The sequence below is a fragment of the Methylocystis sp. Se48 genome (assembly GCF_056269425.1).
Map to the genome: position 1 here is coordinate 2,685,427 of NZ_CM149850.1, position 13,498 is coordinate 2,698,924.

Here is a 13,498-nt window from a genome sequence, read left to right on the forward strand (position 1 = left end):
GCCGGTCTCCGTGCGCCTCAGCGTAGTCGGCAAACAAGCGGAGCGTCCGGCTTTGTTCGCTGAAATTGAGCCCGAGCCGGCGATAAAGGGCGACGTAGCGCGTCGCATCCTCACTCAGCATGACGCCTCTCCCGGCCAGGGCTGCGCGACCCGCATGAGCATCGGCACATCGACCTTAGCATAGATGGCGGTCGTGCCGGGCGATCGATGTCGCAGGACGGCGCCGACCGACTCCAGGCTGGCTCCGGTCCGCAGCATTGAGGTCGCCAATGAATGTCGGAACAGATGCGCCCCAGTGGGAACGCCTTCGATTCCGCCTCGCGCCAGAATGCGGGAGACGATGCCGGCGATCTCTGAGGATGACGCGAGCGGGGTGAATGGCGCCTGGACGCGCAAAAATAGATGCTCCTCCGTAACCAGCGGACGGCCGCGCTCGATATAGGCGAGCATTGCGTCGCCCACATCCTGCGGCAGCGGCAGGCTGACGGAGCGACGTCCCTTTCCATGCACGGTCAGCAGCGCGTTCGTCCAATCGACGTCGCTGATCCGCAGCCGGCGGATGTCGCCGGCCCGCAAGCCGAGCCGCGCCAAAAGAAGGACAATTGCCCGATCGCGAAGGCCGACTGGCGTCGCGGTTCCGCACGACGCAATGATCCGCTCTATCGTCGAGGGGCTGGCGTATCTTGGAAGGGAAGCCAAGCGCCGCCGTGCAACCGACGGCACCGCCAGGCAAAGCTCGGGACGGCACTCGCTCCTTGCGGCAAGGAAACGGAGGTAGCTTCGCAGCACGGTTGCCGTCATCCGTACCGACGAGCGGGAACGGGACGGCGCTTGGCTCAGGACCACGTTCCGGATTGCCGCCGCGTCATACACGGTCGGATCGGCGCCCAGGCCATGAATCCACCGCGACGTTTCGTGGAGATAACGATCGATCGTCTGATCGGTTGCTCCGCAGTGCTGCTTGAGCCAGAAGCGAAACTCGGCAAGCCGAGGGTCTTCTACCGGCATAGCCGCTGCGCCGGTCGACGCGATGACGCCTTGGTCCTTCAGGAATGCGAGAAACCGACGCGCCCCTCGCCGCCGCTTCTTCTCGCCGGATTCCTCCAGCTTGGCGCCCTTGCGCCCGATCGAGCAGCGGCAGTCATGCTGCACAAAGCGTTCGACGACGGCTTCGTCGACATCGCGCCATCGAAGCCGCGAAATACGGACCCAGACGGCGAAATGTTCAGCTGCCGAAAAAATTACCCGCCGCGCCCAACAGCTGTATCCCAAAGCCGTGAGCCGATCCGCGTAAGACGACAGATGTGCGGCGATGTCTTCTACATCGTCGGTGCGGGGAACATCGCCGCGATCCTCCAGGAAACGAACAAACCGCCCGACCCGGCTGATGTAGGCCGGATTGATCAACTGCTTCGGGCTATAGCGAGGGCAGCGGCATCTGTGCTTCGCAAAGCGATGAACGACAGCCATGTCCACGCTGCTGATGGCAATGCGGTTGCGATTGAGCCAGAACAAAAAGTGGCGGGCGGCGCTTCCGCAGCTCACGAAGGAGGACGTTCCTCGCATCGGTTCAAGAAACTCCGCCAACGCATCCGTTGAATCACGGGTGGCGCGATCAGTCTGCGGGTGACCGGATAAATCGCCAGCATCGAATGTCATGTTCGTCCCTTCGGGTTGTTGCGACCCGAGGGACCATAATTATGCCGAGTAAATCAGGCTGCAGCTTCAAGCGAATCCGGTGGATCGGGGGCGCTACTCGGCATAATCCCGAACTCGGCATAAAGCGTCTTCGACTTCGTCCAAGGGATTACGGCAATTGCGCGCGACAAGACGCATCAGGACGCACGGCTCGATCTTGAGGCGCGGGCGAAGAAGCTCTTCGAGCGGGCAGCGTAGGTTCAGGCCCACTGGCGCAGTGGGGACCGCTGTTCGGCAGATGGTCGTCGTCGCCTCGTCTTATCCGCATACTCACCCGGCGTCGCCCTCAAAGTAAGAGGGCGGCGCTGCGCTTCGTGACGGGTTCGAGGTCGAGAGATAGTCTCCCGGCCACCCGTCGCGGAGTTGATCCCCATGACCAGGTCGGTTCAGAAAATCCAGCTCAGCGCCTCCCGCGACATTCCCTTCAACAAGCTCGTCCTGTCGCAGGCGAATGTCCGCCGCATCAAGGCGGGCGTCTCGATCGAAGAGCTCGCGGAGGACATCGCGCGCCGCACGCTTCTGCAAAGCATCACCGTCCGCCCAGTCGTCGACGAGCACGGCGCCGAGACCGGCATGTTCGAAATCCCTGCGGGCGGGCGGCGCTACCGCGCGCTGGAGCTTCTGGTGAAGCAGAAGCGCCTGGCGCGCAACGCCCCCATCCCCTGCGTCGTTCGTTTGGAGGGAACGGCCGAAGAAGACAGTCTCGCCGAGAACGTGCAGCGAGCGCCCTTGCATCCGCTCGATCAATTCCGCGCCTTCTTGACCCTTCGCGAAAAGGGTCAGAGCGAGGAGGAGATCGCCGCCGCCTTCTTCGTCAGCGTCGCCGTCGTCAAACAGCGCCTGCGGCTCGCTTCCGTGTCGCCGGCGCTTCTCGACGTCTATGCCGAGGACGGCATGACGCTCGACCAGTTGATGGCCTTCACCGTCAATCAGGACCATGAGCGCCAGGAGCAGGTCTGGGAGGCGATCCAGCGCTCCTACAACAAGGAAGCCTATCAGATCCGTCGCCTTCTCACCGAGGGCGCGGTGCGAGCCTCGGACAAGCGGGCGCAATATGTCGGCGAAGATTATCTCGCCGCCGGCGGTCCCATCATGCGGGACCTCTTCCAGAGCGACGACGGCGGCTGGCTGCAGGACGTCGCCTTGCTCGAACGGCTCGTGGCCGAGAAGCTCACGCGCGACGCCGAGCCGATTGTGGCCGAGGGCTGGAAATGGGTCGAGACGGGGATCGACTTTCCTTACGGCCACACCTACGGGCTCCGCCACCTTCAGGGCGAGCGCCAGCCTCTGAGCGATCAGGAAACCACAACCCGAGAGTCGCTTCGTCTCGAAGCCGAACAGCTCGAAGCCGCCTATTCGGATGCCGACGAGATTCCCGAGGGCGTCGATGCGCGCCTGGCCGAGATCGAGACCGCGCTCGAAGCGATGGAGGACCGTCCGGTGATTTACGCGCCGGAGGACATCGCCCGCGCCGGCGTCTTCGTCAGCATCGACGGATCGGGGCGACTGCGGATCGAGCGCGGCTATGTCCGCCCCGAGGACGAAGCGCCGATCGAGGAGCCTGAAGCACTGATCGACGAAGCCGAAGAGGGTAACGTCGGTAGCTCGCCTTCGAGCACGGCCGCCCATGCTCAGGGCGCGGCGCCGGACAGGGACGATATGGTCCGGTCTGGCGCGGGGAGGATGAGGAAGACGAAGGCCTTCGCCCCCTGCCCGACAAATTGCTCACTGAGCTCACCGCCTATCGCACGCTGGCGCTGCGCGAGGTGCTCGGCCATGACCCAGACATGGCCTTCCTCGCCGCGCTTCACGCCATCTGCCTGCGGCTGTTCTATCGTTACGGCTCCGACACCTGCCTGGAGATCGAAGCGAAGACTGTTTCCTTCGGCGCACAGGCGCCGGGCCTCTCCGACACGCCGCTCGCGGCCAAGGTCGACGCCCGTCATCTCGACTGGTCGCAGCAGCTGCCAGTGGAGCCGCAAGACCTTTGGGACGTTCTCACGACCTTCGACGTGGAAGCGCGCCAGCGTCTCTTCGCTCATTGCGTCTCCCTGACGGTCAACGCCGTGCAGGAGCCCTGGAGCCGGCGACCGAGCGCGATCGCCCATGCTGATCGTCTGGCGACCTCACTGTCCCTCGACATCGCGGCGACGGGCTGGTGGCCGACCGCCGATAATTTTCTCGGGCGCGTGACCAAGGCGCGGATCGTCCAGGCGGTGAGCCAAGCAAAGGGCGCGGATATCGCCCGGCGCATCGAGGCATTGAAGAAGGGCGACATGGTCCAAGAGGCCGAACGGCTCCTTTCCGGCACGCACTGGCTGCCCGAGCCGCTTCGCACGCCCGGACGCGCCCTGCATCTGCATGCCTCCGAAGGAAGGCCCTCCGAGCAGCCCGCCGAGGAACACGCCATGCCGGTCGAAGAAACGGCGGTGATCGCGAGCGAAACGGCCATCGACGAAACGGCTTCCGAGGAAGATGCTGATGAGGCGTCGGTCGACGAGCCCCAGGGCGTCGCCGCCGAATAGACCTCCCCGAGGCCGACAGCGTGGGGCTCGCCAGCAATGGCGGGCCCCTTTTCTTTTGGAGGGTGGAGCCGTGCCCAGTTCAGCCGCCTCCGAGCTGGCGCGCCGCCTCGCGCAGGACGCCGAGGCGGTATGCCGCCGATATTTGTCGAATGGCCGTCGCGAAGGCCGCTACTGGCTTGTCGGCGATGTGCGCAATACGCCCGGCCGCAGCCTGTTCGTCCGACTGACCGGACCAGAGAGCGGCAAGGGCGCCGCCGGCAAATGGACCGACGCCGCCACGGGGGAACATGGCGATCTTCTCGACATCATCCGCGAGGCCGCCCGCTGCGCCGACTTTGTCGAGGCCATTGATGAAGCGCACCGCTTTCTCAGTCTGCCGAGGGATGACCCGCCGACCGAACGAGGGACATCGCATATCCAGGGGCCGAAAGCTTCTTCGGATGCCGCACGACGTCTCTTCCATATGTCGAGACCGATCATAGGCACGTTGGCCGAGCGCTATCTGCGCCATCGCGGCATGACGACGCTGCACGATCTCGACAGCCTGCGCTTTCACCACCGTTGCTACTACCGGCCAGAGAAATCCTCCGCTGTCGAAACCTGGCCCGCCATGATCGCCGCGGTGACCGATCTCAACGGCAAGATCACCGGCGCGCATCGTGCCTGGCTCGATCGATCGGGGCGCGACAAGGCGCCGATCGCCACTCCTCGCCGGGCGATGGGCGATCTTTGTGGCAATGGCGTGCGCTTTGGAGCGCCGCTCGACGTCATGGCGGCCGGCGAAGGCATCGAAACCGTGCTGTCGGTTCGATGTCTGGTTCCAGCCATGCCGATGATCGCTGCGCTCTCATCCACGCATCTCACCGCGCTGTTCTTGCCGCCGACCCTGCGCCGTCTTTACGTTCTTCGCGACAATGACGCCGCCGGCAAGAAGGCTTCCGCGATCCTCGTCGACCGCGCCACCGCCGAGGGCATCGAGGCGCTCGTCCTTGTTCCCAGGCTTGGGGACTTCAACGACGATCTGCGCCGCCTTGGCGAAGATGCGCTGCGCGCGGCGATCCGGACGCAGCTCGCGCCGCAGGACGTCGAGCGCTTCTTGACGCTCTCGGCGTAAGTTCGCAGGTCGAGCATGTTCGCCGCTGACCTCTCGCCGCCGCCTTCCTCGCCAATCGGCTCCCACCCGCCAGATCGAGCCGCAGTCCCGGCCTTCTGAGAGGGCGACCTTTGCGTCGTACGCGCCCGCCAGGCAATGGCTGCGGCCGGCTATTTTCCGTCGCGCCCTTCGGGCGCTTTACAGCGCGAAACAAAATAGCCGGCGCTTCGCCATCCTCCGCGGCGCTTCGGCCGGTCGCTTCGCTCCCGGTGCCAGCCGGACTCGTCCGCCGCCTTTTGTCGCCACGAAGGCCGCGAGGGTCGCGGCCCGTCCGACGAAGGAGAGCGCCAATGACGACCGATCGCGACGACCGAGACTTTGAGACCGCGCAAGCCGCCTCGACAACCGACCGGGGTCTCGGAGAACTCCAACTCTATGGCTACCGCCCCTTTCACGACGAACCCGATCCCCGGCCGCTGCCCGAGCCCAGCACGATCACCGGCGCCGTCGCCGACATCTTCGACGCGCTTGTCGCGACCCTCAGCGACAGCCGCCTCGAGCCCGACCTCGAAGACCTGCTCTGGTCGACGGTCAATCTCTTCCACCGCGCCATCGCCCGCATCGAGCGCGAACTCGACGACAATGAGCAGGCGCAGAAGCGCAGCCAGAAGGAGCAGGACGGTTCTGAAATCCGTTCGGTCGAGCTCGAGCGGCTGATCTGCGAGGGGCAGACTCTCATCGAGCGCCGGGACAGCATGGAGCTCTTCCGCGACCAGGCCGCCGACGCCTTCGAACTGCACACCGGCTCGTCCTGGCGTCCCCGCGCCGGCTCCAAGGTCAACCATCGTTCGCTGACGGCGTCGCTCATCGACAGCCGCGACTTCCTCGCCGCCAAGCGCCGCGCCGAAACCGAGCTTCTCCTACCCGCCGGGCCGAGGATCGCCTTCACCGGCGGACTCGACTTCAACGATCATCGCGCGATCTGGGACCGGCTCGACAAGGCGCTGGCGAAACATCGCGGCATGGTGCTGCTGCATGGCGGCTCGCCGAAGGGCGCCGAGCGCATCGCTTCCTGCTGGGCCGACAACCGCAAGGTGACGCAAATCGCCTTCAAGCCCGACTGGGCGCGTCACGCCAAGGCGGCCCCCTTCAAGCGCAACGACCGGATGCTCGAAACGCTCCCCATTGGCGTCATCGTCTTCCCGGGCTCCGGCATTTCGGCGAATCTGGCCGACAAGGCGCAGGTCCTCGGAATCCCGGTCTGGAAATACGAGAGCAGCGGCGCATAGGCGCCGCCAATGGTCAATGACGCGCCGTCGCCAAGGATTCTACATACTCCTCTGACGACGATGTGCGTTGCGCCATGGCGGAGGTGGGGGCGCAGCCTCGACTCACGCCATGGAGCAGCAAAGATGTTGTTCGCCATCCTTTTCAATTTCGCAGGCCTGGGGCTCTTCTGCTGGCTCCTTTATGCGCTCGCGGTCGACGCGCTCGCATTCTTCGCAGCACTCTCCATTGCATTCGCCGCGTTCAACGCTGGCGCCGGCGTCATCGGCGCCGTCGCTCTGGGGCTAATCACGGGCGTCGGCGTCCTGACCCTCATGCGCATCGGCGTCGCCGCGACGCGCTCTTGGCCCCTCCGGCTCGCAATCACGCTGATCTACGTCACCCCCGCGGGCGTCGCCGGCTATCAGCTTTCGGGCGCCTTCGCCGGCCTTGGCGGCGCAAGCGGGTTCTGGCGAGACTCCATGGCGTTTCTTGGAGCGCTCGCAGTCGCCGCAGCGGCGCGGGCGCGATTGGAAGCGCCGCCTCCTGATCCCGCGAGATGACGCGCCACGGACGGCGTCGTTGCCCTTCTGGCGCCTAGGCGAGCTGGGACGGATCTTTCCCCGTCGTCGCATCCGAGTTCGGACGGCTGAACGTCACATCTTCACAAGACGAGAGCCTGCGGCATCGTTTGACGCGGAGGCTGCGGCGCGGACACCGCTGCGATGAAGAAGCGCGCTGCGGTTCCTTTCGTCGCGATGGTCGCTCCGGTCTGAGGTCACGTCACCCAAACGCCGCCGACGCTTTCTTTTCCTTCGCCTCGTCGCTCGCTGGACTTGTGCTGCAACCAATGTTCCGCGCCAACTCTCCCCATTGATCGCAATCCAGCCCGGCGCCAACGCTGGCCTCTCTCTTGGCTGCATCTGGACGAAGGACGGCTGCGCCTCGATCGCCTGAGGCGCAACAGCGGGTCAGCAACTTTCTTCCCCTGACGCCTGAGGCGTCATTCCTCGCGAGGCAAGAAAGCCGCTTCTCCGCTGTCCTGCGCTTTGCTGCGGCCCTGCGGGTGCGTCGGCGGATCGCCTCCGTCTCTCGAAGCGCCATCGAGGCCGCGATGGTCGCGGGCTCGAAAACGAGATCAACAGGAGATTATCATGGCGAACATCGGCTCCTTCAAAAAGTCCGGCAACGAGTATCAGGGCGAAATCGTCACCCTCAGCGTCCAGGCGCGCGGTGTCCGCATCGTCCCAGAAACCAACCGCGCCAATGACAACGCCCCCAGCCACCGCGTCTTCGTCGGCCGCGCCGAGATCGGCGCCGCCTGGCCGAAGCGCTCCAACGAGGGCCGCGACTATCTTTCGCTCAAACTCGACGATCCGAGCTTCACCTCGCCGATCTACGCCAACCTCTTCGACGACGAGGAAGGCGACGGCTACAGCCTGATCTGGTCACGCGGCCGCAAGGCCAACGGCGATTGATCGCCAGCGCCCCGCCCGAGCAATCGGGCGGGGGTTCTTTTTCCCTCACGCGTCAGCTCGACTTTGGTTCGAGCTCGCCCTTTTCGTGCGTCATTGGCGAGCCCTGCGCGCCTGAAGCCGACTGTTGTGGGCCATGATTTCGACGACGAGCCTTCCCGGCTTGGGCGTCAATTTGACTTGCCGAGGACAGCCGCTCTTTGCGCGCTTTCTGCGGTGCTTTTCGAACCGGCATTGCGCCGCTCTCTCCCGACTTCCGAGCGCCTGTCGATCTGAGAAGCTCGTTCGCCTCAATTTCAAGCGACGTCGCAAAGCGTTCCAGAACATCGACGCTCGCTGCATAGAGCCGGCGCTCGATTGCACTGATATAGGTTCGATCGATTTCCGCGCGATGCGCAAGCTCCTCTTGCGACCAGCCACGGGCTCGTCGCAATTTCCGGAGGTTCAGCGCCAGCACATCTCGCAAGTTCATCTGCGAGATGACGCCGCCTTGTCGAGTATTTCACCACGGAGTATACTCTACAAAACGCGTCGAGACAGCAGGCTGCGCTCCTGTAGCCATTCGGGGGAAATTCCCGTTAAATGCCGTTGATGCGGCAGGCCACCTTAGGAGACGCGACGTCATGAGCCGTCCCGACCCCATGCCCGTCGCAGATCTTGCGCCCAGCGAAACGTCCGTTACTGATTACGACCTCGCCCATGCGCCGACATATTTGCGACTGCTGGACGCGGCCGCTGAAGGCGCTTCGTGGGAAGAAGCCTGCCGGATTGTGCTCGGCATTGATCCCGATCGAGAACCGGAACGCGCGGCAAGCGCGCATCGATCCCATCTCGAACGGGCGAGATGGCTTACCCAGCACGGCTATCGCGAGTTGCTCAAAGGCAGCTGAACCGTAGCTTCAGCAAACATCCAATTCGACTCCATCGCTGTCGTTTCCCCATTGCAGTCGGATTCCGACACGATTCTTGACACGTTCTTCCCACAACCTTTGCAGGCAATATTCATTTGTCGCGAGAACTCCCATGTCGGATCAGGACTGGCGCTCGCCAAAAGCATACGATTATTTGCAGAACTTGAGCGCTCCGGGTCTCGCCTGGGAGTTTCTCAGACGCAACGCGGATTATCGCGCCGACTTCGCAAACCCAGACATTCGAGCTGCGCTCGACGCCGGCGCCGCCGGTTCGACGCGGCGCTGGGGGTTGCGATTTCGCGGTGGATCCCGAGCTGCGCGCCGACGAAGCAGAGATCTTCTGGCTGCCTGAGCTGCGGGCGTCGAGCGTCATCCTCGTCGCGTCGCCGATTGCACCCGCTTCCGACGAGGAACCGCCGGCGCCATCTTCAATCGCTCCTTCCGCCCCTGATTTGCTCAGCCATCCCGCGTTAGTAGCGCGCCGAACCGGAGACGATGGCCAACATCTCCTGTTGCGATCAACGCGCGACGATCACCAGCTTTGGCTCCCCGGTCGGCAGGCAGGCGACGGACCACTCGCCGCAGTGATCCTCCTCGACGAACTTGCGCCGCACCGAGCCGAAGCCGCGTTGAGATTCTGGCGGTTACTGCGCGACAAGCCGCCGCATTGCGCCGAACATCCTCCTGATCTGCGCCGCGTCTTCTCCCTTCTTCGCGCCCTCGACGGCCATCTCGGCGGCGCTTCCTATCGCAAGATTGCCGAGCGCCTTTTCGGTAAGGCCCGCGTCGCCGCCGATCCCTGGAAAACAGCCTCCCTTCGCGACGCCACGATCCGCCTCGTTCGCGGCGGCGTCACGCTGATGCGCGGCGGCTATCGCAAGTTCCTCAAAAAGTAGCAGCGCTCCCCCAAGCTCACTCCGATGCTGTCGCCGGGTGGCGATTTCCGTCGCCCTTATCTTCACCATCCCTCCCGCCCGTTTCCCTCCGCCATGGTGATCGAGCCAAGCCGCCGATAGCCGGTGGCGCGCCACAATCTGCCGAGGCTCATCCATGTCCGCACAAACAGCGCCCCTGCCGCCGCGTTACCTTCGCACGCCCGAAGCCGCGCGATTTCTTGGCCTTTCCGGCCGCACGCTGGAAAAGCATCGCACTTACGGAACGGGCCCGCGCTACTCGAAGCTCGGCGGTCGGGTCGTCTACCGCGTCGAAGACCTGCAGGCCTGGGCCGATCGCGGCGCCAAGGCGTCAACTTCCGACCCCGGCGTCGGAACCGTCCTCCCCGCACGGCGGCACGCCGACGGCCTTGCGCAGCGCGCCGCTCAACCGCGCGGCTGACCTTTCGGGAGAGATGAGAATGATGCCCCGAGACCGACACGCGCGCAGTTGCGGCCACGAACGGGAGCAGCTCGAACTCTTTCGAGCGCTGCCCGGCGAGCTCGCGCCGCGCGATGCGCAGGACCTCATGGCCTATCCCTTCTTCAGCCTCGCCAAGTCAAAGCGAACGGCGCCCATCGACTTCAGGACGGCTCAAATCGCGATCAAGGTAGAAGCGACCGCCGAGCATGGCATGGCCACCATCTGGGATGCCGACGTGTTGATCTGGGCGGCGTCCCAAATCGTCCAGGCGCGCGATAGAGGCCTCAAGACCTCGCGCCTGATGGCGACGACGCCCTATGAGATTCTCACCTTCATCGGCCGCGCCACGGGCGCGCGCGACTATCAGCGCCTGCGCGCCGCCTTCGACCGGCTGCAGTCAACCAGCGTCGTCACGTCGATCCGTCAAACGACTGAAAGACGCCGGCGGCGCTTCTCCTGGATCAACGAATGGAAGGAGACCGCTGATCCGAGCGGCCGGCCTCTCGGCGTCGAACTGATCGTGCCGGACTGGTTCTATGAAGGCGTCCTCAACGAAGCCTTGGTGCTCACAATCGACCGGGCATATTTCTCGCTGACGGGCGGTCTTGAGCGCTGGCTGTATCGCCTCGTTCGCAAACACGCCGGCAATCAGCAGGGCGGCTGGAGCTTCGATTTCGCGCATCTCCACGCCAAGTCCGGCGCGCTCTCGCCGCTCAAGCATTTTGCGTTCGATCTGCGCGGCATCGTTCGGCGCCAGCCCATTCCTAATTACCGGCTCGACATCCGCCGAGGCCCGTTCGGCCGCGAACTTCTCATCTTCACGCCGCTCACTGCCGATCCGCTCGAGCGCGCCGTTCAGCGCCTCGATCGTCGTCTCGCCGCTGTGGAAAAGCTGTGAATAGCCTCGTGCTATCAGGGACCGAATCTATCGTGCTATCGGGGACCAAATCCTCGTGCTATCGGGGACCAAAATGGCGCCCAAGCCATTGTCGTCGAAGCCTTCACGGCGCTCGTAACTTACTAACTTCGGAATCCTTCGGATTCCTTCTAACGGCGGGCGCCTCCCGCTCGACTGCCGCCCCACGAGCAAAAAGCCAGCCGGGAAGAGAAGAAGGCGCGCCCGCATCGCGACATCCGCGACGCGCGCGCAGAGCCGGCCATTCGGGCGACAGTGACACCCCTTCGGCACAGCGAGCCATCGCGCTCCGGCGAGCGGACCAAAATCGGCGCGCATTTCCTCCGTTCGACCATGACGTGACCGGAGGCCAACCATGAACGCGCCGACCGAAGTCGAACTCTATTTCGTCAAAGGCAAAATCGAACGCTGGCTGCGCTTCGGCAAACCGATCAACGAGCGAACGCTTGATCGACGGCGGCGCGTCGCGACATTCGCGCCGGGCGCCATCTTCGCCTTCGTCCGCTGGGCGTCGAATGCGCATGGCACGCTCGTCTCGCGCATCGACATCCTGCGCGCCTGCGACGACGGCGAGCCCTGCTCCACCATTCCGGGCGTAAAGCCCGGCGCGGAGATTTTGCTACGGACGGTCGGCTGGGAGAAGGTGCAGCGCGTCCTGCGCGCCATCGACGCCGTCGAAGCGCTTGGCTTTCTTCCGCAGGAAATCTGTCCCGACCATTGGCGGCACGTCCACAACCGGCTCGCCGCCGGGCTGGTGCCGCGCGCCTATTCGCGTGATCGCCATCGCGCCTGGCTGCTGCGTGCTGGATTGGAGCGACGCCCATGAGGACGCTCGCTCTCGCTTTCGTCGCCGTCTGCGCAATCGCGTCGACCTTCGCTGGCGGCCGCGAGCCGCTGTTCGTCTGGAACGCCTCCGCCAGCGCGCCCATCGGACTCTACGCCGTCCGCCCGATCGGGGTGCTCGCTATCACTGATCTCATTGTCGCGCGGCCGCCCGAACCCCTCGCCGAGTGGCTCGCGGCCCGCGGATATCTGCCCGAAGGGGCGCTGCTCATCAAGCGAGTGGCGGCGCTCCCGGGGCAGAAGATCTGCCGGGAGGATCGCAGCATCATTGTCGATGGAAGCGTCGTCGCCGAGGCTAATGCGCGCGACCACGCGGGCCGTGATCTGCCGCGCTGGAGTGGCTGCTTCGTGCTCAGATACGGCGAAGTCTTCCTGCTCAATTGGGATCATCCCGCCTCGCTCGACGGACGCTATTTTGGGGCGCTTCCGGTTGAAGCTGTCGTGGGTCGCGCGCTGCCGATCTGGACGGAGGAGGAGTGATGGTCGATCCATCCCTCTGCAGGGAAGTAACTTGCTGCGGCGCTTTCATCCGCCGTGGTTCGACGAGATTTCAAACCAGTGCGCTCGCCCTGCTCTGCGTCTTGTCGGCGCTTCCCGCTTTTGCAGAGCCCACACGCGGCGATGCTATAGCAAATGAAAAATCGCGCCGTCTCGCCATCGCAAGCGCACTCACCGAGGCGTCCAATCGCTTCCGTCTCCCGGTCCATTGGCTGCGCGCCGTCATGCGCGCCGAGAGCGGCGGCGACGTCAAATCCATCTCCAGGAAGGGCGCGATCGGGCTCATGCAACTCATGCCCGCGACCTACGCCGACTTGCGCACGCGCTACGGTCTTGGCGCCGATCCTTTCGATCCTCACGACAATATTCAGGCTGGAGCCGCCTACCTTCGCGAGTTGCTCGACCAATATGGCGAGCGCGGCTTTCTGGCGGCGTATAACGCCGGCCCGGGGCGCTATGAGGACTACCTTCACGGTCGCTCCTTGCCAGCCGAAACGACGGAATATGTCCGAAGGATTGCGCCTTCACTTTCACTCGGCGGAATTTCCGCAGCCCCTTATTCCGCCTCCTCTGGCAACGCTTCCTCTTCAATCTTTGTCGCGATCACCGCACAGGAAAAGCACGACGATCAGCCGCCGAGACACAGCGCCGATGCCGCTCTCGGAGCCGAAGGATCGATACTTCGCTCTCTCATTCCGGCGCGGCAAGAGGTCAGATTATTTGCAGTAGATTTGCACGCAGCGAGCAGCTCCAACGATTCGTCGCCTGCTGCTCTTTCACGCGCCTCCGACCTTTTCGTCGTTCGTCGGCCTTCAGGTGCATCCCGATGACGGCAGTCTGCTATTTTCGCAGATTGGCGTATGTCCTCGCGCCTTTATGCGCGAGCCCCGCCGAGGGAGCGCAAGCGACCGAGTTAT

Annotated in this window: 14 protein-coding genes and 1 pseudogene; 13 read left to right on the top strand and 2 right to left on the bottom strand. The window is 64.4% G+C overall.

Annotated elements, in window-relative coordinates; translation table 11 throughout:
- Positions 1 to 114: 114 nt before the first annotated feature.
- Positions 115 to 1,659 carry a tyrosine-type recombinase/integrase gene (locus ACV959_RS13135; protein WP_475737034.1) on the bottom strand — a complete coding sequence of 515 codons (1,545 nt, stop codon included), beginning with the start codon at positions 1,657 to 1,659 and terminating at the stop codon, positions 115 to 117.
- Positions 1,660 to 2,070: 411 nt separating this feature from the next.
- Here ACV959_RS13135 and ACV959_RS13140 point away from each other — a divergent pair.
- The 5 genes and pseudogenes from ACV959_RS13140 (at position 2,071) to ACV959_RS13160 (ending at position 8,060) form a co-directional block, all read left to right on the top strand.
- Positions 2,071 to 4,223 (top strand): annotated as a pseudogene (locus tag ACV959_RS13140) (ParB/RepB/Spo0J family partition protein).
- A 70-nt stretch (positions 4,224 to 4,293) separates the two neighbouring features.
- A complete protein-coding gene (locus ACV959_RS13145; RefSeq protein WP_475737035.1) occupies positions 4,294 to 5,337 on the top strand; it encodes a DUF7146 domain-containing protein in 1,044 nt (347 codons plus the stop codon).
- A gap of 329 nt (positions 5,338 to 5,666) precedes the next feature.
- Positions 5,667 to 6,605, top strand: coding sequence for a DUF2493 domain-containing protein (locus ACV959_RS13150; RefSeq protein ID WP_475737036.1), 939 nt, complete (start codon positions 5,667 to 5,669; stop codon positions 6,603 to 6,605).
- A gap of 123 nt (positions 6,606 to 6,728) precedes the next feature.
- Complete coding sequence (locus ACV959_RS13155; protein WP_475737037.1) at positions 6,729 to 7,145, top strand: hypothetical protein; 417 nt, start codon at positions 6,729 to 6,731, stop codon at positions 7,143 to 7,145.
- A gap of 591 nt (positions 7,146 to 7,736) precedes the next feature.
- Positions 7,737 to 8,060 (top strand): DUF736 domain-containing protein, encoded by a 324-nt coding sequence (locus ACV959_RS13160; protein ID WP_475737038.1) that lies wholly within the window; start codon positions 7,737 to 7,739, stop codon positions 8,058 to 8,060.
- Positions 8,061 to 8,112: 52 nt separating this feature from the next.
- On the opposite strand, the gene ACV959_RS13165 is transcribed toward ACV959_RS13160, so the two are convergent.
- A complete protein-coding gene (locus ACV959_RS13165) occupies positions 8,113 to 8,529 on the bottom strand; it encodes a helix-turn-helix domain-containing protein (protein ID WP_475737039.1) in 417 nt (138 codons plus the stop codon).
- Between the two features lie 151 nt (positions 8,530 to 8,680).
- Here ACV959_RS13165 and ACV959_RS13170 point away from each other — a divergent pair, with 151 nt between their 5' ends.
- From ACV959_RS13170 to ACV959_RS13205, 8 genes are all read left to right on the top strand, one after another.
- Positions 8,681 to 8,947 (top strand): hypothetical protein, encoded by a 267-nt coding sequence (locus ACV959_RS13170; RefSeq protein ID WP_475737040.1) that lies wholly within the window; start codon positions 8,681 to 8,683, stop codon positions 8,945 to 8,947.
- Between the two features lie 133 nt (positions 8,948 to 9,080).
- A complete protein-coding gene (locus ACV959_RS13175) occupies positions 9,081 to 9,320 on the top strand; it encodes a transcriptional regulator domain-containing protein (protein WP_475737041.1) in 240 nt (79 codons plus the stop codon).
- A complete protein-coding gene (locus ACV959_RS13180) occupies positions 9,271 to 9,864 on the top strand; it encodes a DUF2285 domain-containing protein (RefSeq protein ID WP_475737042.1) in 594 nt (197 codons plus the stop codon). The genes ACV959_RS13175 and ACV959_RS13180 overlap by 50 nt, the downstream gene beginning before the upstream one ends.
- Before the next feature lie 154 nt (positions 9,865 to 10,018).
- Positions 10,019 to 10,303, top strand: a complete 285-nt coding sequence (locus ACV959_RS13185) for a helix-turn-helix transcriptional regulator (RefSeq protein WP_040579178.1) — start codon at positions 10,019 to 10,021, stop codon at positions 10,301 to 10,303.
- A 19-nt stretch (positions 10,304 to 10,322) separates the two neighbouring features.
- Positions 10,323 to 11,222, top strand: a complete 900-nt coding sequence (locus ACV959_RS13190; RefSeq protein ID WP_475737043.1) for a replication initiator protein A — start codon at positions 10,323 to 10,325, stop codon at positions 11,220 to 11,222.
- 373 nt (positions 11,223 to 11,595) lie between these two features.
- Positions 11,596 to 12,066 (top strand): DUF2840 domain-containing protein, encoded by a 471-nt coding sequence (locus tag ACV959_RS13195; protein ID WP_475737044.1) that lies wholly within the window; start codon positions 11,596 to 11,598, stop codon positions 12,064 to 12,066.
- On the top strand, positions 12,063 to 12,563 hold the full coding sequence (locus ACV959_RS13200; protein ID WP_475737045.1) for a S26 family signal peptidase: 501 nt from the start codon (positions 12,063 to 12,065) through the stop codon (positions 12,561 to 12,563). The genes ACV959_RS13195 and ACV959_RS13200 overlap by 4 nt, the downstream gene beginning before the upstream one ends.
- Positions 12,563 to 13,411: a lytic transglycosylase domain-containing protein gene (locus ACV959_RS13205; protein WP_475737046.1), complete on the top strand. Its 849-nt coding sequence runs from the start codon at positions 12,563 to 12,565 to the stop codon at positions 13,409 to 13,411. The genes ACV959_RS13200 and ACV959_RS13205 overlap by 1 nt, the downstream gene beginning before the upstream one ends.
- The last annotated feature ends 87 nt before the right edge of the window (positions 13,412 to 13,498 follow it).